This is a genomic window from Clostridium sp. SM-530-WT-3G (assembly GCF_012843905.1).
Lineage (GTDB): Bacteria > Bacillota > Clostridia > Clostridiales > Clostridiaceae > Clostridium.
The window spans coordinates 1-21,337 of record NZ_JABAGC010000039.1; the positions used below are offsets into that span (position 1 = coordinate 1).

Below are 21,337 nucleotides of genomic sequence, written 5' to 3' on the forward strand. Positions count from 1 at the left end.
AACAGGACAGTTAAGGTCTATAGCGCCGATGGTACTGCATGGGAGACCGTGTGGAAGAGTAGGACGTTGCCAGGTAAGTATAGGATAGTTAGAAATAACTATCCTTTTTAGCGTTCATAAATAATTTGAAAGTTATCTTAAGAAAAATTAAATATACTACAGCTACGGTTACAGTATAGTGATTGATAACTGCTGTGGGCATAATTAACATGAAATTTATATAGTAAATTAATATTGGCATATTAACCTACTATATAATTACTTAATATTAAATTAAAAGAAACTTTGACAAATATATTCTATACAATTACAATAAAGCTATTGATTTAATATTAGGGGGATTTTTATGTATTCTTATGGAATTATGCTGTTTATAGTGTGTCCATTAGTTTTTTGTGCTGGATTTGTTGATGCAGCAGCTGGTGGAGGAGGTCTAATATCATTACCGGCATACATCCTTGCAGGAGTACCTATACACGTTGCATATGGTACCAATAAATTTGCTAATTGTATTGGAACTTCAGTTGCATGTGGTAAGTTTTTTAAAAGTGGTAATATGAAAATGAAATTAGGTATTATATCTGCCGTAGGAGCACTTATAGGTTCTTGGTTTGGAACACAGCTAGTATTAATACTAGATGAAAAATATTTAAGATATTGCTTAATGATTATTTTACCTATAGTAGCTGGTTTTATGCTTTTTAACAGAAAATTTGGAGTTAATGAAAAAGAGGAGAATATAAATAATAAAAAATCAAATGTATATTCACTATTAATTGGCTTACTAATTGGAGCGTATGATGGTTTTTTTGGACCTGGAACAGGAACATTTTTAGTAATTGCATTTACATCTATATTGAAATTAAATATTGTAACTGCTTCTGGTAATGCTAAATTAGTAAATTTAGCATCAAATTTGTCAGCATTAATTGCATATATTATAAATGGAAAGGTGTGGTTTATTATCGGAATACCAGCAGCTGTCTGTGCAATTGCTGGTAATTACTTAGGTGCTCATATTGCTATAAAAAATGGAGCTAAAGCAATAAAGCATATTATAGCATTAGTTGTAATTATGCTTTTTATTAAAGTAATTATAAGCTTTATATAATAAATTATATTTATTAGACTAAATAGCTAGTTATATTACTTACATATTTTTTGTTTTACAAATAAATATTTACAAATAAATTTTTCAGTAGTATAATTTACTTAAATTAATATGAAAACCTATGGTAGAGGTGCTATTTTTAAATAGTAGTCACTAGGAGCTGGCAAGCAATGATGAGTGGTGAAAGGTATTAATAGCCGAAGATTAGAATTATGCTAAGATTCTTTTCTGGGCATGCATAAAATATATGTATGACTGTCACTTTAGTGGAGAGCTACAAGGATTTTATGATTAAAGATTTTATTGTAAATATAAAATTAATTTTATCTATGCTTTATGTGATTAACTCTACCCGTTGGTTTGTACCAACGGGTTTTCTTATTTAATTAATTTAAATTAGAAGGAGTGCATATTAATGAAAAAGGTTGCAGGAGTAATAATTCCCTTGATAACACCATTTAAAGATGGAAAAGTAGATTTTAAGTCCTATGAAAGATTAGTTAATCATCTAATTAATCAAGGTGTATCTGGAATAATACCACTAGCTACAACAGGAGAGATGCCTACCATTTCTCAAGATGAAAGTCAGGAAATTATAGAAAAGACTATAGAAATTAATGATGGAAGAGTTAATGTATATGTTGGATTAGGCGGAAATAATACAAATGAGGTTATTAAAAAGGTAAAGAGTATTGAAAAATATAATATAGATGGCATACTATCTGTAGTACCTTATTATTCAAGACCAAGCCAAGAGGGAATTTATCAACATTTTAAAGGGATATCTGAAGAAACTAATTTAGATATAATAATATACAATATACCATATAGAACAGGAGTAAATGCAGAAAATAATACAATATATAGACTGGCTGAATTAGAGAATATAGTTGGAATTAAAGACTGCTGTGGGGATATAAAGCAGACTACAGACTTATTAATAAATAGGCCTAAAGATTTTTCTATACTAACTGGAGAGGATGCATTTTTTTATACGACTCTTTTGCTCGGTGGAGATGGAGGAATTATGGGATCAGCAAGTTTAAAGACCCGAGAATTTATTGAAGTATATAATCTAATAAGAGAGAATAATCATCAAGAAGCTTTAGAAAAATGGAGAAATTTATATAATATGATTCCACTATTATTTAAGGAACCAAATCCAACTCCAATAAAGTATTGTTTAAATAGACTTGGATTGATTGATTCTAATGAAGTGAGATTACCATTAGTAGATATAACTGATAGCTTAAAAGATGAATTAAATAAGTTAGATATTTTTAAATAAATTTATTAATGTATTTAGATATGGGGAATGGAAATAGCATTTTTAGCAATAAGAAAAGCAATATAATAAAAATGAAGCATTAGAATAGGTAAAAAGAGCAGAAAAAATTCATAGGATTTTTTTCTGCTCTTTCATTTTTAAATTTGTAGCATAAGATTATATATGGCTAATTTTGTGATTTGTGTACTTAATATTTGACAAATACTGTAATACTATTAGAAATAAAATAAATTACATTATAATAAAATTATTCTTAATTATTCATAATTTAGTATAAAAATCGTTTACTAAGATGAGATTTTTATTGAATAATATATTTTTATTATATGTAAATAAAAAACTACTTTGACTGTAATAATATTTAAGAGTATTATAAAAAATGACACAATTAAATAAGGAAGTGATAAATAATGATGCCTAAGTTCTTTTCAATGATTAAGAACAAGGAAATTACAAAACAACAAGTCATGAAAGATATTATATCTGGAATAATTGTAGCTGTTATTGCATTACCATTATCAATAGCACTTGCAATAGCTTCAGGTGTATCACCAGAAAAAGGTCTTATAACAGCAATATTTGCGGGGTTTGTAATATCTTTTTTAGGAGGCAGTAAGGTTCAAATTGGTGGGCCAACAGCTGCTTTTGTTACTATTATATATTCTATAATTCATCAATATGGATTAAGCGGACTAATTACATCAGTTATTATGGCAGGAGTTATGCTTGTTGTTATGGGATTATTAAGGTTTGGTAGTTTAATTAGGTTTGTACCTAAGACTATAACAGTTGGTTTTACAGCAGGTATAGCAGTAACATTAGTGTCTACTCAAATCAAAGATATTTTAGGTCTTCAGATTTCAGATGTACCTTCAGAGTTTATTGCAAAATGGGAAAGTTATTTTACTCATATGAATACAATAAATTTATGGTCATTAGCAATAGGAGTTTTATGTATTGCTATAATTGTTTTATGGCCTAAAATAAATAAAACAATACCTGGATCAATGATTGCTTTAATAGTAGCAACATTATTAGTAAAGTTTTTAAATCTACCTGTAGATACAATTGGAAGTAGATTCAGCCAAATATCCTCTTCTGTACCAACTCCTGTTATGCCAGTATTCAGCATAGAAATTATAAATAAATTATTTATTCCAGCAGTTACAATTGCTGTTTTAGGAGCTTTAGAATCTCTTTTATCAGCAGTTGTTGCAGATGAAATGATAGGAGATACTCATGATTCAAATATGGAACTTGTAGCTCAAGGATTAGCTAATATAGCATCAGGGTTATTTGGTGGAATTCCAGCAACAGGTGCTATAGCAAGAACAGCTTCTAATGTTAAATCAGGAGGTAGAAGTCCTATTGCTGGAATGGTACATGCAATAACACTATTAATTACAATGCTTGCTTTAATGCCATTAGCTAAAATGATTCCAATGACTGCATTAGCTGCAATATTAATAGTTGTTGCATATAACATGAGTGAATGGAGAGTATTTAAAGCATTATTAAAGGCACCTAAGAGTGATTTAATAGTTCTTTTAATTACTTTTGGATGTACTGTTATATTTGATTTAGTTGTTGCTATAGGATTTGGTATGGTTGCTACAATGGCTTTATTTATGAAAAGAGTATCAGATACTACTGCAATAAGAGACTTAGTTGATGAAGAAGTATTTGATGATGAAGTAACTAAAATTTTAGAAAAAGCAGATGGTAAAATAAATGTATATCAAGTTAATGGGCCAATGTTCTTTGGAGTTGTTCAAGATTTCATAAGTAAGATGAAAGAATTAAAATCAACTACAGAAGTTGTAATACTTGATATGAGACATACTCATGCTGTAGATGCATCAGCAGTAGATGCGCTTACAAAACTTCTTAGACAATGTAATAAGTTAAATATAAAGCTGTATTTAACTCATGTACAGGAACAACCAATGAGAGCCTTAGATAAGATGGGATTCTCAATTAAGGTTGGAGAAAATAATATATTTGAAACTAAAACAGAAGCAATCGAAGATGCATATGATTATCTAAGAAAGTTAGCATAGAAATATGGTTTAAGTACATACTATTATAGAATAGAAAATAGGAGGGATTAATTATGGATATTAATTCTAGTATTAAATGTTCTGTAGAAAGTTGTAAATATCATGCACAAGCTAAGGAATATTGTACATTAGATGCAATAAAGGTAGGGACACATGAATCTCACCCAGATATGCCTGAATGTACAGATTGCGAATCTTTTGAATTAAAATAATATAAAAATAAGAAATACTTCAATGGTTAAAAATCATTGAAGTATTTTTTGTTTATTATTTATTAATAAGAGCAACATTTTAAATATCCCTAATATTAAAAGTAGTAATTAGATTTTTCATGGAATAAAAATAGTATAGTGAGTTGGTATAGATAAGTTGCTGATATTTAATATATAATATAAGAATAATTTATGGATTAAGAAAAAAGCTTACTAGTAGGAGGAAAATTCTATGGAAAATGGATGGGAAAGAACTTTACCATTAGTGGAAATAAGTCATGATAGTATAGCTGGTTTATTTAATGGTGTAATTAATTCTGATGATATATCACATATAGTTTTGTTAAATGAGGGCTGTAGGACTACTAACTATATGGTAAGCAGTAAGAATAATAGCAAGTATTTACTTAAAATTTTTTATGAAGATAACAAAAGTTATAGAAAAGATATAAATTTATTTAGTAGGATTAAAGAATATGTTCCAGTCCAGGAGATATATAAATCGGGATTAATTAATAATAAGAAATATATTATTTATAAATATATTGAGGGAAAGACTATAAGTCAATATGTGAATGAAGGTAATAAAATAACTAAAGAAATAGTTGAATCAGTTGCAGAAATATTAGGAAGAATTCATACAATGAAGTTTAGAAAAGTGGGTAATCTAAATGAAAATTTATATATTGAGAATGAATTAGAACCAATAATTAAGTTGTATGATAAATATATAAATGAAAATGTAAGATTACGATTAGGACCTGAAAATATAAATAAAATAAAACATATTATAGCTAAATATAATAGTGAATTGTCATTATTAGATTATGATTCTAGGCTTATACATGGAGATTTTCAAGGAACTAATATAATACTAAATAATAAATCAGTGGTTGCAATTATTGACTGGGAGTTTTGTAGGGCTGGTTCTCCTTTAATAGACATAGGTCAATTCTTCAGATATGAAGAGTATTTCAATAATGAGTTAATTAATGCTTTTGAAAATAAGTATAGAAAAGTTTCTGATTATAAACTTATAGATAACTGGTATGATATATGCAAAATTATAGATTTGCTTAGCTTGATTCAGCTTATAAGTAGAGATGAAGAAATGCCTAATAAATATAACCAGATAAAAGAAATTATAAAATGTAGTATTGATAAACTATATTAATAAAATATAATTATATAATCCAATTAGTAAAGGGTATTCAAAAAGGCATTTATTATTTTGAATGCCTTTTTATTATATAAAATTTCCTATTTATAATAATGTAGTATTGCTGTACTAATTGAAAAAAATAATAATGTATTGTTTAAAAGATAAAAACTTAATTTTTTTAAGTTATATAACCATATTTAGTGAAAAAATTAGTTTTTTGAATTAAGAACATTAATCATCATAAAAAAATGCGAGGATTTACTATAAATATTTCAATATGAACCAAAAAAAGTATTAATAATGAAAGTGGATTGTTTTTAAATTGCAAAAACAATAAATGTAAATAACGTTGTATTCTTATATTACATTATGTATTAAGTATTGATATATATAGATTTAATGAAAATTAATAAGTTATGGACAAATATAAAACAATTAGTCAAGAATACAAGAATATGAATAAAAAATTTTCAAAGTTGCAATGTGATTATTATAATTATATTATAGTATATAAGTTTTACACTACATGAATAAATATTTTCATAATTAAAAGTATTTATAGTGGATAAAATATAAAAAAACAAGGGGAAATAATATATGATTAACTTTGCAAGTGTAATAGAATCCATTAGTAATTTCTTATATACATATATTTTAATTGCGATTCTAATACTATTAGGAGTCTATTTCACATTTAAATGTAACTTTGTTCAATTTCGTTACATAAAAGAAATGTTTAGATTATTAGGAGATGGTGGAGGAAGTGGTGAAAAAGAAGAAGGCCACGTATCTTCATTTCAAGCTTTCTGTATAAGTACTGCATCTAGAGTTGGAACAGGAAATTTAGCAGGAATAGCAATAGCAATTTCGCTTGGGGGACCTGGAGCAATATTTTGGATGTGGTGTATCGCATTAATTGGTGCTGCTTCAAGTTTTGTTGAGTCTACATTAGCGCAGATTTATAAAGAGAAAGATGATACTGGGGCATATAAAGGTGGACCTGCGTATTATATAGAAAAAGGCTTAAAGAAAAGATGGCTTGGAGTAACATTTTCAATTCTTATTACTTTAAGTTTTGGACTTATATTTAATTCAGTTCAATCAAATACAATATCTATTGCAATAAATGAGGCATTTGGGGTTAGCAGATTAGCAGTAGGTATAGTATTAATGATAATAACAGCAATAATTATTGTAGGGGGCGTTCAAAGAGTTGCTAAAGTATCTGGAGTTTTAGTACCAGTTATGGCAGTAGCATATATATTAGTAGCATTATTTGTAATGGTAAAAAATTACAATGAAATTCCAAGAATAATAGCATTGATTTTTGAAAATGCATTTGGAATAAAACAAGTTGTAGGTGGAAGCTTAGGTGGAGTAATGCTTATAGGTATAAAGAGAGGATTATTTTCTAATGAAGCAGGTATGGGAAGTGCTCCAAATGCAGCGGCAGCAGCAACAGTTTCACATCCAGTTAAACAAGGGTTAATACAAACTCTTGCAGTATTTAATGATACTCTTATAATCTGTAGTTGTACTGCATTTATAATATTACTTTCAGATGTTGATTTAACACAAGGACTTACAGGAATACAACTTACACAAAATGCATTAAGTTCTCATATAGGAAGCTTTGGAAGTACATTCATAGCAATCTGTATATTACTTTTTGCTTTCAGTTCAATAGTTGGGAATTATTATTATGGGGAATCAAATATTGAATTTTTAACTGATAAAAAATCATATTTAACTATTTACAGAATTGGAGTAGCATTAATGGTTCTTTTTGGGTCTGTGGCAAGTTTAGAAGTTGTATGGAACTTAGCAGATGTATTTATGGCTATTATGGCTATAATTAATTTAATTGCAATAACAATGCTTAGTAAATTTGCATTTAAAGCTTTAGAGGATTATACGAAACAGAAAAAAGCTGGAATAAAGGACCCTGTATTTAAAGCTGAATCCATACCAGAGTTAGAAAATGTTACCGAATGGTAATATAAATTAATATATAGATAAAATAGACTGTTGAACCCTCTTCAACAGTCTATTTTGTTTAGGAATATTAATATTTGGTATAATAATTATATGAAATATATTAAGTGAGGTAATACTTATGAGTGGAAATAATAAGAGGATCTTCATAGACATAGAAAATCATCTGTTAAATGATAAGAAGCCATCTTTATATTTAAGAGAATTATTAAAATCAGGAGTATTTAGAAATTATCCTTTTTCAGTTATAGGAGACTTGGTTACTGTTGAGCAGAATCTTAAATATCACCCAGAAGGAAATGTTTTTAACCATACTATGATGGTAGTAGATGAAGGTGCACAGAATAGGGATAAAAGTAAAAATAAGCGTGCTTTTATGTGGACACTATTACTGCATGATATAGGAAAGAAACCAACTACAAGAATTAGAAAAGGACGATTAACTTCATATAATCATGATATAGTAGGAAAAGGCATGGCACGAAAGTTCTTAGAATATTTTCATGAAGATGAAGAATTTATTGAAGAGGTTACAGGACTTATAAGATGGCATATGCAGAGTTTATTTGTAGCTAAAGATAGTAATTTTAAGAACATAGGTGAAATGCTTAATGATGTAGATAAAAATGAAATTGTATTAGTTGCAATGGCTGATAGACTTGGAAGAGGAACAAGATCTAAAAGCGAAAGAGAACAGACAATGAAAGATATAAGGAAATTTGAAAAGGCTGTATATAATGCATAAGGATATCACAAAGCACCTGACATAAATAATAAAATTTATGTCAGGTGTTTAACTATATTGATTATATACTTTTTATAAAAATAGTTTTGTTGAATAAGAACTATTCTATAATAATTAACACTTTTTATTTAAAAAAATATTATATAAAGAACAAAGCTATTTTTAGGAGGAAATTATGTTTAATCTATTTCCATTTAATTTCAATCAGATATTTAATTATACAAACCCTAATAGTGGTGTGAATTTTTCAAGTTTTATAAGCTTTACTAGCGGTATAGGGCAAAATCAATTTGATTTTATGAATAAAGCTCAATTTTCTGATGAGTTTAGGAATCTAATATCTGATTTTATAGGGGGAGTTGATTTTGAAAAAATATATTCTGAATATAATAAAGCATTGAATGATATAAATGAAGAATTAATAGAAAATGAAGAATGTAGATTTATTGAATTTCAAGAATTTCAAGATATGTATTTATTAAAAATTGACCTAACAGGGATTGATCTTAGAGAACTTAGCATAAGATATGATCCAGGAATAATTAATATAAGATTAAAGAAATCAGAACTCGATAAGCCTGTAAGCTTTTTGGGATATGTAGATCAGAAAATTATTAAAAAGGATTATTCAAAAACATTTGATAATATAGAAGATATTGATATTTCAAGAGTATATAAAAAAATAGATAATGGTATTTATACATTGAATATGCCTAAAAAATATATGATAGATAGTGGAGAAAGAATAATAGATATAGAAAATTATTCAGTTGAGCCAAATAAGACTGAAATAATAGAAGTAAAAAAAGAAAAGGAAGAATATTAATGGAGTGTATACTCCTGAAATCTTCCTTTTGCATTAGAGCCAGAAGTTAATTAAGCATATATTAACTATGGCTCAATAAATTTACTTTTTACGTCTATTAGCAACTTCGACATTAACTTTTTTCTTGTTAATTTTTCCACCAGGGCATTTATCTAAAATTTTCTTAGCTACAGATTCATCAACTGATACGAAAGAGAAGTTTTCCATAAGATCAATTTGACCTATTGTAGAAGCATTAACTCTAGCTCTATCTTTAATATAGTTAATTAATACTTTAGGAGTTAATCCATCTCTTTTACCTACAGAGAAGAATAAACGTGTATCTTCTTTTTTAGGTGCTTCTAATTTATTTGAACTGTAGTCAAATACGCTTTCATTATCATATTTGATTTTTAATAATGCTGCAATTACTGAAATAGGATCGTGAGATTCAGCTAATTGGATAGCACTTGACATAAATTTAGTAAGATCTCCAGCATTTATAGTTTCATCTACTTCAGAAATCATGTTGCTGAATTTCTTATTTCTTATTTGTTCTGCTGTTGGAACTGGCTTTTGGTTTATTGAACCTTTAGTTACTTTTTGAATTTGCTTTAACATTGAGAAATCCTTTGGAGTAACTAATGAATAAGCTGTACCTTCTCTGTTAGCTCTACCAGTTCTACCTATTCTATGTACATATGATTCAACATCTTGTGGTAAATCATAGTTGAATACGTGAGTAACTCCGTCTACGTCGATACCTCTTGCTGCAACGTCTGTAGCTATTAATAGGTTTAATGTACCTTCTTTAAATTTCTTTAAGGTAGTTAATCTGTGAGCTTGAGTCATATCACCGTGCATACCTTCAACCATATAGCCTTTAGCTTGTAACTCGTGAACTAATTCATCAACGCCTCTCTTAGTTCTACAGAAGATAATTGCTGAATTTGGATTATCTAAGTCTAATAATCTGCAAAGAGCTTCTAATCTATGTTTGTTGTTAATCATAAAGTAGCTTTGTTCGATTTTTGATACAGTTAATGAACTTTTTTTAACGCTAACAAGTTCAGCATCTGGCTTCATATATCTTTTTGCAAGTTTTGCGATTGGTTCTGGCATAGTTGCAGAGAATAATAAAGTTTGTCTTTCAGCTGGTGTATGGCTAAGAATTGATTCTATATCATCAATGAATCCCATGTTAAGCATTTCGTCAGCTTCATCTAAAACTAAGAATTCTATGTTTTCTAAGTGAAGGCATTTTCTTTTTATAAGATCAAGCATTCTTCCAGGTGTACCAACAACTATGTCTACACCTTTCTTTAATGATCTTATTTGTCTATCTATTGAATCACCGCCGTAAACAGCTAAAATATCTAATTTTTCATATTTTGAAAGTCTTGTCATTTCTTCTTTAACTTGAACTGCAAGTTCTCTAGTTGGTGCTAAGATAAGCGCCTTAATTCCTTTTTTATTGCTCATCTTAGTAAGTATAGGTAAACTATAAGCGGCAGTTTTTCCGGTACCAGTTTGTGCCTGACCTATAAGATCAGCTCCGCTTAATGTAACAGGAATACTTTGTTCCTGAATTTGAGATGGTTTTGTAAAACCTAGGTCTGATATTGCGCGAACAACACTCTCTTTAAGACCTAATGTAGCAAATTGATTATCACTCATTAAATATCCTCGTTTCTTTATTGTAAATATTGATTTGTTTTATCTTAAATAAACTTATAAAAATTTTATTTTTCTTAAATTTTATCTATAAGCAAATAAAATAAGTATAACAGAAATAATATATTCATGTCAAAATAAGTAATCATTAATTTAAGGAATAAATTTAATTATAACAATAATTTAATAATAAAGTTACGTAAAGATTGATGATTGAAAACAGTATTTTTTAATTCTAGAAGATATTTTTATTATACGTCAATATACAATTTTTGTAATTAGGCGATTAAACCCATATTTACAGGGAGTTGTTAAAATATAAAATAAACTATAAAAAAGCAAGCACTTCGATTTTCGAAGTGCTTGTTTTAAGCTTTCTTATAAGAACTACGGACTATGTCACAAACTTTTTCATTTAAGTTATCTAATTCTTCTTTTTTCAATTGTGTAGGGTCAATTGGTGGATGAATTACTAATTCTACATCTGCACCTTTGATTTTATTATTATTTGCTTCTAATAATTTATAAGTACCATTTATAGTCACTGGAACTATAAGACATCCAGATTTTGTTGCAAGCTTGAAACTTCCAGCTTTAAAATCTTGAATTGGACCACCCTTACTTCTAGTACCTTCAGGGAAGATAACCATTGAATAACCATTTTTTAATAATTTAGTTCCTTGTACTATAGCTTCAGCAGATTTTCTTAGATTACTTCTGTCCATAAAAATACAATTTATATATTTCATCCATGTACTTATCATTGGCCATTTTTCCAATTCCTTTTTTGCAATGAAACCTTTTGGAACATCAATTGAACTCATTAATAAAGGAATATCAAAATTACTTTGATGATTTGATACAAATAATGCAGTTTTATCTTTTGGAATATTTTCTTGTCCAACTACAGTTATTCTGGCACCAGCTAACTTCATAACACTTTTTGCCCATCTTGTAGTTACTTTATGAATATAAGCATCTCTAGCTTTTATATCGCCTTTTTTTGTTAATCTATTTATTTTAATTCTATAGAAATTACAAAATATAAGTTTTATTATTATTCCAGGATAAAATATTAAACTTCTCATAGTCACACATCCTTAATTCATAATTATATTTCATTAATTAGTATAATATAAATAAATTTTTTTTGAAAGTCTTGATAAAATTTAATAATAATGGTTTATGTATTATGTTTAAGGAAATACTTATAAATTTTTAAGAATAATTAATATATATTTAATACCACAGTAAAATTTTGGAATTATAATTAATAGTATAAATACTTTGAAAGTGGGATTTTATTCTATGCAATTAGGTAATAATAAATGTATAATAAAAAGTGTAACATAATAAATAATTATACTATGTAGTATTATAAATAATAGTAGATATTCTTTATATGTAAAAAATAAAAGAATAGGGGAAGTTGAATGGATTTAAATAATTTAGCAAGAGACCAAGGATTAATTAAATCGGAATTGGACTGTAACGATAAAAGCTTAGGAATATTAGGATTATCGTCTGAGCAAGTACAGGAAAGAATTAAGCAAGGTAAAGTGAATTATATTCCTAAAGCACCATCAAGAACATTTTGGCAGATATGTAGAGCTAATTTATTTACAAGTTTCAATGCGATAAATATTATATTGGCAACAATTATAATATTAGCAGGATCTCCTAAAAATGCAATATTTGTAGGAGTAATAGTGGTAAATGCTCTCATTGGAATAGGCCAGGAGCTTAAGGCCAAAAAAACTTTAGAACAATTATCAGTAATAAGTATGGCGTATGCAAAAGTAGTACGAGATGGTGAAATTAAGAAAATACCAATAGAAGAAATAGTACTGGATGATGTTTTGTATCTTGAAACAGGACTTCAGATATTAGCTGATTCAGAAGTTATGTATTCAGATGGTTTGGAAGTTGATGAATCAATGTTAACTGGAGAAGCAGATGCTGTTGAAAAACATAAGGATAGTAAGTTGTATTCAGGAAGCTTTGTTGTAGCAGGGCAGGGATATGCTGTTGTAAAGAGAGTAGGAAAAGAGACATATTCATCAAGTCTTGCAGAAGAAGCAAAACAATTTAAAATAACAAATTCGGAATTACAATCAGCAATTAATAAAATATTTAAAGTACTTATTTGGATTGTAATACCACTTACAATTTTACTTACATTAACTCAGCTTAAAGTACCAGGTGCTACATGGAGGACTGCAGCAATAGGGACTGTATCTGGAATAATTGGAATGATACCAGAAGGACTTGTACTTTTGACTAGTGCTACATTTATTGTTTCAATTGTAAAACTATCTAAGTTCGATACTTTAGTTCAAGAATTATGTGCTACTGAAGTCTTAGCAAGAGTTGACGTTTTATGTTTAGATAAGACAGGAACATTAACACAAGGAGATTTAAAGCTTGCTGAAATTAAAAATTTTGGAGTTAAGTCTGATGAAGAGGTTGGTAAAGTTTTAGCTTTACTAGTAAATAATCTACCAAGTAATAACCCTACACAAAAGGCTATTTTAGATAAATACTATTCTTATGATAAAAATATTAAATGTGTAAATAAAATACCATTCTCATCAAAAAGAAAATGGTCAGGGGCAACATTTGAAGAATTAGGAAGCTGGGTACTTGGAGCACCTGAAGTAATATTAGACAAACAATATAATTTAATTCGAAGTTCTGTAGAAGATGAAGCTAAAAAGGGTAGAAGAGTACTATTATTAGCTAAGGTGGATGGAGGATTTTCAGGAGAAAAAATAAATGGAAAAGTAGAAAGCATAGCTTTAATATTAATAGAAGATATAATAAGAGAAGCAGCTCCAAAGGTTTTAGAATATTTTAATAAACAAAATGTAGAAGTAAAAATTATTTCTGGAGATAGTCCTGTAACTGTTTCAGAAGTGGCAAGAAGATCTGGAGTTCAAGGTTGGCATGAATATATTGATGCAAGAGAATTACCTGAAGATAATGAAAAATTTAAGGAAATAGTAAAGAATACTACTGTTTTTGGAAGGGTAACTCCACATCAAAAGAAGAGAATTGTTGTAGCACTTCAGGAATTAGGTCATACAGTAGCTATGACTGGTGATGGAGTTAATGATGTACTTGCGCTTAAAGCATCGGATTGTGGAATTGCAATGGCAAATGGTTCAGATGCAACTAGAGCTGTTGCACAGCTAGTATTAATGAAATCAGATTTTACTGCACTTCCAAAGATAGTTGAAGAAGGAAGAAAACAAATAAATAATTTGGAGAGAGTTTCAGAATTATTTTTATCTAAAACAGTATATTCAATAATATTAGCATTTGCATGTTCAGTACTTTTATTGCCTTATCTAATATTACCAATTCAATTATCACTAGTTGGAAGCTGTGCTATAGGAATACCGGGATTCTTTTTAGCTATGCTGCCAAGTACAGGTGGAGTAAAAAAGGGATTTTTACCTAGAGTATTAACGGTTAGTATACCGAATGGAATAATACTTGCAGCATTTACTACTGTTACGTTTCTTATAGCGTTAGGTTTAGGAAATGGAATGGATTATAGTAGAACATTATCAGTATTATTATTTGCAGGAATAAATGTGGTAATCTTATTTAGAGTAGCAAAACCTCTGACTACATTTAAAACAATATTGTGTTTATCTATGTTTGGAATAATTGTTCTTGCATTTATTACACCAATAGGAAGATATATATTTAGCTTTACTAAATTAAGTTTTAGACATTGGGTAGAAGCGTTAGCAATTATAATATTATCAGGACCGATAATAACAAAATTTGTAGATATATTTAGAGTTAGAATAAATAAAAAGTTTAAAGTAAAAACAAACTAGATATGAATCCATTCTGATAAGAAAAAATCAGGATGGATTTTTTGGGTTATATTATGCATATATTCATTAAAAATATAAAGAAAATTATCTTGTAAAAATAATTGATAAATTTGACAATATCAAATAAGTATACTAAAATTTATTAATGTAAGGAAAAATAAATAACTTGCTTCTATAGTTTAATGGATAGAACAATCCCCTCCTAAGGGATAGATGTGGGTTCGATTCCCGCTGGGAGTACCAAGATAAATAAAGAAAATGGTTTGACTTTATAGTTAGGCCATTTTCTTTTTTATATTAAACATCATTGAATATATCCTCAATAAATTTTTCAAAATTTTCTCTTTGAGTATGTTTATTATTTGAATATACATTTTTTGATGTTACAAATTTATTTAATTTTTCAGGAGTTAATGAATCCATGGTTTCAAATTTTCCATCTTCATATAGTGTTCTTAGAGTTTGTCCTACCCAATATAAACTTTTATAATGTCTTCCATTAGAAAAACCCCTTATTTTTGATGAATCTAGTGGATTGGTATTGAAAAATAAAGATTTTGCTAACCAACCTACATTTGCTTTTCTATGTCTTGTTGTATTGGATAATACATAATTAATATAAGGTGTGAATTCTTTGAATTTTCCATCCTTAAGTTTAATGCCTGCAATAGGGTACCAGAGACCTTCTATTTTTCCACTGTTAGTACCAGAGGATCTGAAATATGGGAGCGTTACTCTTTCTATAGAATCATTAAATATGATATCAACATCAATAAGTCCAATCATTCTGAAAGGGTGTACAGTATACGCATTAGCTTTGAAACTATCTATATATATTTTAAATATACCAATTGCATTTTGCTGCAAAACATATACCTCCTTTATTTTTGTTAGAAAAACCATGTAATGCATTAATGAAAGATTATGATTACATGGTTTTATTTTTTAATATCAAATATCTTTTATCTTTTGTAGTTGTTCTTGTATTTCATAAATTTCCTTATAAGGTTTTTCTATACCCATAAGTCTTCTTAACAAGATTTTTTCGTCTGTAGATAAATCAAGCTCTTCGTACCAAGGCTTGTCTTCGTCATTTGTGATATTATACGTTGTATAATATAAGTGAATTAAAAAATCCCCTATATACCAGAAATCAGTTTCAGGTATATATCTGTCATTATCTATATATCTAGCCAGACCAAAATCTATTAGAGCAAGATTCATATTTCTTTTAACTATTACATTAGGAAGTCTAATATCTCGGTGAACGATATTTTTATTATGCAGTATTTCAGTTAAATTAAGAAGCTGGCTAGCAATTGTATAGATATCATTTCTTTTAAATTTACATTTATCTCTTACTACTAAATCTTCAAATACTTTACCCTCAATATACTCTAACAAATAGCCTTCACGATATTTGTCTTTAAATTTACCTAAAAACCTAGGAAAGTTTGGATTATCAAGACTTTGTAGTATTTCTTCTTCATAAAATAGCTTTTTTCTTGTTTCTTTGAGCATATTTTTCTTTAGTTGTTTAATAACACATTTTTGCTTTTTATCATTTATAGCTAGATACGCAATACCATACCGTCCTTCTCCTATTATCTTAATAATAGAGTAACCGTTGACTATTTCATTTCTCTTGTAATATTTATCCATACTTAAATCTCTAATAAATTACTTTTATTAATTATCTGTCGTAATAATCAGAGTAATCAGAATAATCAGATTTACTATATGGTTTGCTATATGATGATTGACTTCTAGAGCTACTTCTACTATTAGAAGAAGAGTAGTTACTGCCACTATAAGAACTGCTTCTAGAACTTGATCTGCTGTTACTAGAAGAATTACTTCTAGAAGAGCTATTGCTATTAGATCTACTAGATGAATTGCTGTAACTAAATGAATTGCTATAAGAGTTACTTCTAGAGCTGCTATTTGATTGACTTAAACTACTATAAGATTGATTTGAATTACTATCATTACTGTTGTTATATCTTGATTGGTAGTATCTGTGACCTCTGCATGATTGTTTATAATTCATACAAAACACCTCTCTATTTTTTCTTTTGCTTAAAGTTAAGATATCTAAATCTTAGTATATATTATGTATAAACATTATTTTGGGTTACATTTTTTTATTATTTTATTCTTTAATTTTATAATTTGGATAATTTTCATAAATAAAAAAGCGCCACAATTGTACATGACGCTTTTTTAATTAGATAAGCTAAAAAACATAAAGATATCACCTCGATGTTAATATATATGTTTTTATGAATTTTGAATAATAAGGTTGTTTAGCTCTGATTTAACATAATTTATTACTTTATCGGTCAATTGCATAAATTCAGCATTTGTAAGATTTAAAGTTCCCTGATCATTGCTTATATAGGTTAATGGAATTGCATTATTTTCTATAGCAAGTTTTATTGATTCTTCAATACCATAATTATTGTTGGAAAATTCATTGAATTTTATATTAAATTCACAGAGTCTTATTAATTTTTCTATAACTTCTACGGTGCTGCTATCATCTAATAAGTATTTATTAAAAACAGTAGAATTTTTTTCTTTAACATTTATAGATAAAAGATCACTTACATTAACATCAAGGATATAAGCAATTTTTTTTAGTAATTTAGCACTTGGTTCTCTATTATTATTTTCATAATTAGAATATGTTGAACCTGGAATATTGAGCATTTTAGCCATATCTTTTTGAGATATTTTTTTGTCTTTACGTATCCTTTTTATATTGTTACCAACTTTAATTATGTCATTTACTCCCATATACTCTCACACTCCTATAATATTAGTTGGAAATATATGTATATTATATCACAAACAGCAATAATGAGTAATTATATTATTATTTTATTTAGATAAATATGGTAAAATAATAATATATTGATAGTTTTATACAAATAAAATGTTAACTATTTATATTATTTGAAAGTATTTTGGAGGGAAAGAATTATGGAAGTTGCATTAGAACAATTTATTTCGTCAGACAAATCGAAAAAAACGTTTAATCTTATGAAAAATATAAGTATAGCATTAATAGTTATAGGGTTAATTCTATTAATGGTGTTTTTAAAGCCGATAGGTTTTGTTGTATTAATAATGGGAGTAATTTTATTAATTATACGTAGATATTCATATGTTGATTATGAATATGAATTATATAATGGAAATATAGATATAAGTAAGATATATTCTTGTACAAAGAGAAAATTAGTTCAGAAAATAAGTGTTGAAGATGTTGAAAGTGTTTATATAGCTAAAAATAATGATATAAATAAGAACGGAGCTAAAGTATTTTTTAATTCTAATAGAGATGGATTAAAAGTATATACTTTTCAATTAAGAAATAATAATAAAATTCAAGTTGCTTTAAATAGTGAACTTGAAAAAACAGTAAAAATAATATATAGATCTAAGATTATATTTTAGTTTAATAAAAATCTATCTAGAAATAATAAAGCTAGATAGATTTTTTTATATCAATCATGGAACTGATACCATAAATTAATTTCTAATATTCACCAATAATTTACAGTTGAATTGAATGAATATAAATAAAAAGTTTGGAAATAATAAATATATAAGCGATAATATGAAAATGCAGAGTATATTTTTAATGAAAAAATTGGATTTATAGGTAAAAAATATATTGACATTATAGATATGGAACTGGTATCATAAAAATATTAAATTAAAGGAAGATATGTTATGAAAGAACAAGTAGTAGCGAGAGAGATTCTAAAACACATTGGTGGAAAAGAAAATATTAAGTCAATAGAACATTGTGCGACTAGATTAAGAATAATAGTAAACGACAAGTCAAAAATTGATGAAAAAGCAATAGAAAACATTGATGGAGTTAAAGGTCAATTCTTTGCAGCAGCACAATATCAAATAATTTTAGGAACAGGATTTGTAAATAAGGTGTATGCTGAAATAGTTGGTGGGTCAGAAAACTTAGCAGCTAGCAGTGCTAAGGAAGATGCATATGCTAATATGTCATTATTACAAAAGATATCAAGAACATTTGGAGATGTTTTTGTTCCTATAATACCTGTATTAGTAGCAACAGGACTATTTATGGGAATAAGAGGTCTTTTAACTAACTTAGGATTATTACAAACAGGAACTAATTTTTATTTATTTAGTGAAATATTAACTGATACAGCATTTGCATTTTTACCAGCATTAGTAGCTTGGTCAACAATGAAAAAATTTGGAGGAACACCAGTTATCGGTATAGTAGTGGGATTAATGCTTGTGGCACCTCAATTACCAAATGCCTATCAAATAGCATCTGGAGATGCACAGCCAATAATGTTATCAGTATTTGGATTAAGCATTCCAGTTGTAGGATATCAAGGATCAGTATTACCAGCATTAGTACTTGGAATTATTGCTTCTAAAACTGAGAAGTTTTTAAAGAAGTTTATTCCAGATGTAATAGATTTAATAGTTACTCCATTTTTAACTTTATTAGTAACTATGATTTTAGGATTATTAGTAGTTGGACCAATAATGCATACAATCGAATTATGGGTATTTGGTGCAATAAAGAGCTTTATGTTACTTCCTTATGGAATAGGTGGAGCAATAGTTGGTGGTGTTCACCAAGTAATAGTTGTAACTGGTATCCATCATGCATTCAGCGCATTAGAAGTTGAATTATTATCAAGTACAGGATTAAATCCTTTCAATGCAATGATTACTTGTGGTATAGTAGCACAAGGTGCAGCAGCTCTTGCTGTAGCATTAAAAACTAAAGATAAGAAAAAACGTTCATTATATATTTCTTCAGCAGTTCCAGCATTCTTAGGAATTACTGAACCAGCAATATTCGGTATTAATTTAAGATTTATAAAACCATTCGTATTTGGATGTATAGGTGGAGCTGCAGGTGGTATGCTTTCAGGAATATTAAATATGGCTGGAACAGGAATGGGAATAACAGCACTTCCAGGGATATTATTATACATGAATAACATAGTTGGATATCTTATAATAAACGGTGTATCAATAGCAGTAGCATTCTGCTTAACTTTCTTCTTATTCAAAACAGAAGAATAGAAACTGAAAAATCCCAGATTTAGTTTTCGATTTAAACTTTATAAATTGAAATTAAATAATATAGGATAATTTAATAGATTTAGTAAAAATATTTTTTATGTTTTTACTAAATCTATCTAGCTTTATAGAAAAATAATATCTATTTTAAATAGGTATTATTATAAAGTATATTCTTAATGTCTATTAAGAATATATTTTATAATAATACCAAATTATTTTCTAAGGAGAAGCACAACATCTTCATAGCATTAAATCAATTATGTTTAATATTATAGAATGGTATAATATTACTGATTACAACTTAGGTGGAGGATGGGATGAAAAGAAAAGTAACAATTCAAGATATAGCTAATATGGTTAATGTATCTAAGAGCAGTGTCTCCAGATATTTAAATAATGGATATGTTAGTGAAGAAAATGCCAAAAAGATAAAAGAAGCTATAGAAAAGACTGGATTTGAAACAAATTTTTTTGCAAAGAGATTAAAAACTAAGAGAAGTAAGCTTGTAGGAATCATTCTTCCAAGAATAAATTCAGTTACAGCAGGCAATTTACTTACAGGAATAACTAAAAAGTTAGAAGAAAATGATTATCAAGGTATTATTTTGGTAAGTAATTTAAGTATAGAAAAAGAAATTTCAAATATCAGTAGTCTTGCACAGCAGGGTGTTGATGGAATAATAGTAAATTCTATAGCAATAACTGAAGAACATATAAAATTAATTAATATATTAAATATTCCTACTATATTTACAGGACAAAAAAGTCAATTCACCAATTATATAAAGATTAATGATTATGAAGCAGGTAGAATAATGGGAAATTATTTTAAGAAGAATAACCATAAAAAAGTTGTTTTTGTTGGTGTAGATGAAAAAGATATTGCAGTTGGTGTGGAACGTAAAAAGGGATTTATTGATGCATTTACTAAAGATAATGAAAATAGTAAAGTAGATTTCGTAAAGACGAACTTCTCTTTTGAAAACGCATATAAAAAAGCACCAGAAATATTAAAATATAAGCCTACAGGTATTGTATGTGCTACTGATAATATGTGTTTGGGAATATTACGTTATTTACATGAAAATAATATTAAGGTTCCGGATGAAATATCTATAGCTGGGTTTGGTGGATACGATGTAGGAAGCGTATCTTATCCTACACTTACAACTGTAGAATTTAATTATGAATTAATAGGTGAAAAAACAGCAGAAGGAATTTTAGAATTAATAGAGGGTAATAAAATAAAAGAAGATAATACATTATCACTTAAATTTATACAAAGAGAAAGTGTAAGAAAGATTTAATATTGTAATAGGATTTTATTGATTATC

Annotated in this window: 18 protein-coding genes, 1 tRNA gene and 1 riboswitch; of the genes, 13 read left to right on the top strand and 6 right to left on the bottom strand. The window is 27.7% G+C overall.

Annotation, left to right across the window (positions count from 1 at the left end):
* Window positions 1-346 precede the first annotated feature (346 nt).
* From HF850_RS12425 to HF850_RS12460, 8 genes are all read left to right on the top strand, one after another.
* Window positions 347-1,111, top strand: coding sequence for a TSUP family transporter (locus HF850_RS12425; protein ID WP_169105765.1), 765 nt, complete (start codon window positions 347-349; stop codon window positions 1,109-1,111).
* 117 nt (window positions 1,112-1,228) lie between these two features.
* Window positions 1,229-1,396: riboswitch (Lysine riboswitch) on the top strand.
* 130 nt (window positions 1,397-1,526) lie between these two features.
* The gene (gene dapA, locus HF850_RS12430; protein ID WP_169105766.1) at window positions 1,527-2,399 is read left to right on the top strand and encodes a 4-hydroxy-tetrahydrodipicolinate synthase; all 873 of its coding nucleotides are present in this window, start codon (window positions 1,527-1,529) and stop codon (window positions 2,397-2,399) included.
* 410 nt (window positions 2,400-2,809) lie between these two features.
* Window positions 2,810-4,459: a SulP family inorganic anion transporter gene (locus tag HF850_RS12435; RefSeq protein WP_169105767.1), complete on the top strand. Its 1,650-nt coding sequence runs from the start codon at window positions 2,810-2,812 to the stop codon at window positions 4,457-4,459.
* Between the two features lie 53 nt (window positions 4,460-4,512).
* Window positions 4,513-4,671: a DUF1540 domain-containing protein gene (locus HF850_RS12440; RefSeq protein ID WP_169105768.1), complete on the top strand. Its 159-nt coding sequence runs from the start codon at window positions 4,513-4,515 to the stop codon at window positions 4,669-4,671.
* Between the two features lie 232 nt (window positions 4,672-4,903).
* The gene (locus HF850_RS12445; protein ID WP_169105769.1) at window positions 4,904-5,845 is read left to right on the top strand and encodes a phosphotransferase; all 942 of its coding nucleotides are present in this window, start codon (window positions 4,904-4,906) and stop codon (window positions 5,843-5,845) included.
* Window positions 5,846-6,430: 585 nt separating this feature from the next.
* Window positions 6,431-7,831: an alanine/glycine:cation symporter family protein gene (locus HF850_RS12450; RefSeq protein WP_169105770.1), complete on the top strand. Its 1,401-nt coding sequence runs from the start codon at window positions 6,431-6,433 to the stop codon at window positions 7,829-7,831.
* A 118-nt stretch (window positions 7,832-7,949) separates the two neighbouring features.
* Window positions 7,950-8,573: an HD domain-containing protein gene (locus HF850_RS12455; protein ID WP_169105771.1), complete on the top strand. Its 624-nt coding sequence runs from the start codon at window positions 7,950-7,952 to the stop codon at window positions 8,571-8,573.
* Window positions 8,574-8,748: 175 nt separating this feature from the next.
* Entirely contained in the window at window positions 8,749-9,399 is a 651-nt protein-coding gene (locus HF850_RS12460) for an Hsp20/alpha crystallin family protein (RefSeq protein WP_169105772.1), read from the top strand.
* A gap of 81 nt (window positions 9,400-9,480) precedes the next feature.
* Here the strand turns inward: HF850_RS12460 and HF850_RS12465 are convergent, their stop codons facing one another.
* A complete protein-coding gene (locus HF850_RS12465) occupies window positions 9,481-11,055 on the bottom strand; it encodes a DEAD/DEAH box helicase (RefSeq protein ID WP_169105773.1) in 1,575 nt (524 codons plus the stop codon).
* Window positions 11,056-11,420: 365 nt separating this feature from the next.
* Window positions 11,421-12,140, bottom strand: coding sequence for a lysophospholipid acyltransferase family protein (locus tag HF850_RS12470; RefSeq protein WP_169105774.1), 720 nt, complete (start codon window positions 12,138-12,140; stop codon window positions 11,421-11,423).
* A gap of 345 nt (window positions 12,141-12,485) precedes the next feature.
* On the opposite strand from HF850_RS12470, the gene HF850_RS12475 reads away from it, so the two are divergent.
* Both HF850_RS12475 and HF850_RS12480 read left to right on the top strand, forming a co-directional pair.
* Window positions 12,486-14,903 carry an HAD-IC family P-type ATPase gene (locus tag HF850_RS12475; protein WP_169105775.1) on the top strand — a complete coding sequence of 806 codons (2,418 nt, stop codon included), beginning with the start codon at window positions 12,486-12,488 and terminating at the stop codon, window positions 14,901-14,903.
* A gap of 168 nt (window positions 14,904-15,071) precedes the next feature.
* Window positions 15,072-15,146 (top strand) — tRNA-Arg (locus tag HF850_RS12480).
* A gap of 54 nt (window positions 15,147-15,200) precedes the next feature.
* Here HF850_RS12480 and HF850_RS12485 read toward each other — a convergent pair.
* The 4 genes from HF850_RS12485 to HF850_RS12500 form a co-directional block, all read right to left on the bottom strand.
* Window positions 15,201-15,770, bottom strand: a complete 570-nt coding sequence (locus HF850_RS12485; RefSeq protein ID WP_243159491.1) for a hypothetical protein — start codon at window positions 15,768-15,770, stop codon at window positions 15,201-15,203.
* Window positions 15,771-15,854: 84 nt separating this feature from the next.
* The gene (locus HF850_RS12490; protein ID WP_169105777.1) at window positions 15,855-16,565 is read right to left on the bottom strand and encodes a protein kinase; all 711 of its coding nucleotides are present in this window, start codon (window positions 16,563-16,565) and stop codon (window positions 15,855-15,857) included.
* A 31-nt stretch (window positions 16,566-16,596) separates the two neighbouring features.
* Window positions 16,597-16,953, bottom strand: coding sequence for a hypothetical protein (locus HF850_RS12495; protein WP_169105778.1), 357 nt, complete (start codon window positions 16,951-16,953; stop codon window positions 16,597-16,599).
* Window positions 16,954-17,183: 230 nt separating this feature from the next.
* A complete protein-coding gene (locus HF850_RS12500) occupies window positions 17,184-17,702 on the bottom strand; it encodes a helix-turn-helix transcriptional regulator (protein WP_169105779.1) in 519 nt (172 codons plus the stop codon).
* 186 nt (window positions 17,703-17,888) lie between these two features.
* Between HF850_RS12500 and HF850_RS12505 the strand changes: the two genes are divergently transcribed.
* From HF850_RS12505 to HF850_RS12515, 3 genes are all read left to right on the top strand, one after another.
* Window positions 17,889-18,365 (top strand): DUF6106 family protein, encoded by a 477-nt coding sequence (locus tag HF850_RS12505; protein ID WP_169105780.1) that lies wholly within the window; start codon window positions 17,889-17,891, stop codon window positions 18,363-18,365.
* A gap of 279 nt (window positions 18,366-18,644) precedes the next feature.
* A complete protein-coding gene (locus HF850_RS12510; protein ID WP_169105781.1) occupies window positions 18,645-20,003 on the top strand; it encodes a sucrose-specific PTS transporter subunit IIBC in 1,359 nt (452 codons plus the stop codon).
* Window positions 20,004-20,320: 317 nt separating this feature from the next.
* A complete protein-coding gene (locus HF850_RS12515) occupies window positions 20,321-21,310 on the top strand; it encodes a LacI family DNA-binding transcriptional regulator (RefSeq protein WP_169105782.1) in 990 nt (329 codons plus the stop codon).
* Window positions 21,311-21,337: the final 27 nt, after the last annotated feature.

Excerpts from the sequence above, each read along its gene's own strand:
- HF850_RS12440 (WP_169105768.1), top strand. The coding sequence starts at position 4,513 with ATGGATATTAATTCTAGTATTAAATGTTCTGTAGAAAGTTGTAAATAT.
- HF850_RS12435 (WP_169105767.1), top strand. The coding sequence starts at position 2,810 with ATGATGCCTAAGTTCTTTTCAATGATTAAGAACAAGGAAATTACAAAA.
- dapA (WP_169105766.1), top strand. The coding sequence starts at position 1,527 with ATGAAAAAGGTTGCAGGAGTAATAATTCCCTTGATAACACCATTTAAA.
- HF850_RS12425 (WP_169105765.1), top strand. The coding sequence starts at position 347 with ATGTATTCTTATGGAATTATGCTGTTTATAGTGTGTCCATTAGTTTTT.
- HF850_RS12460 (WP_169105772.1), top strand. The coding sequence starts at position 8,749 with ATGTTTAATCTATTTCCATTTAATTTCAATCAGATATTTAATTATACA.
- HF850_RS12470 (WP_169105774.1), bottom strand. The coding sequence starts at position 12,140 with ATGAGAAGTTTAATATTTTATCCTGGAATAATAATAAAACTTATATTT.
- HF850_RS12445 (WP_169105769.1), top strand. The coding sequence starts at position 4,904 with ATGGAAAATGGATGGGAAAGAACTTTACCATTAGTGGAAATAAGTCAT.
- HF850_RS12455 (WP_169105771.1), top strand. The coding sequence starts at position 7,950 with ATGAGTGGAAATAATAAGAGGATCTTCATAGACATAGAAAATCATCTG.
- HF850_RS12500 (WP_169105779.1), bottom strand. The coding sequence starts at position 17,702 with ATGGGAGTAAATGACATAATTAAAGTTGGTAACAATATAAAAAGGATA.
- HF850_RS12475 (WP_169105775.1), top strand. The coding sequence starts at position 12,486 with ATGGATTTAAATAATTTAGCAAGAGACCAAGGATTAATTAAATCGGAA.
- HF850_RS12515 (WP_169105782.1), top strand. The coding sequence starts at position 20,321 with ATGAAAAGAAAAGTAACAATTCAAGATATAGCTAATATGGTTAATGTA.
- HF850_RS12505 (WP_169105780.1), top strand. The coding sequence starts at position 17,889 with ATGGAAGTTGCATTAGAACAATTTATTTCGTCAGACAAATCGAAAAAA.
- HF850_RS12495 (WP_169105778.1), bottom strand. The coding sequence starts at position 16,953 with ATGAATTATAAACAATCATGCAGAGGTCACAGATACTACCAATCAAGA.
- HF850_RS12510 (WP_169105781.1), top strand. The coding sequence starts at position 18,645 with ATGAAAGAACAAGTAGTAGCGAGAGAGATTCTAAAACACATTGGTGGA.
- HF850_RS12490 (WP_169105777.1), bottom strand. The coding sequence starts at position 16,565 with ATGGATAAATATTACAAGAGAAATGAAATAGTCAACGGTTACTCTATT.
- HF850_RS12450 (WP_169105770.1), top strand. The coding sequence starts at position 6,431 with ATGATTAACTTTGCAAGTGTAATAGAATCCATTAGTAATTTCTTATAT.
- HF850_RS12465 (WP_169105773.1), bottom strand. The coding sequence starts at position 11,055 with ATGAGTGATAATCAATTTGCTACATTAGGTCTTAAAGAGAGTGTTGTT.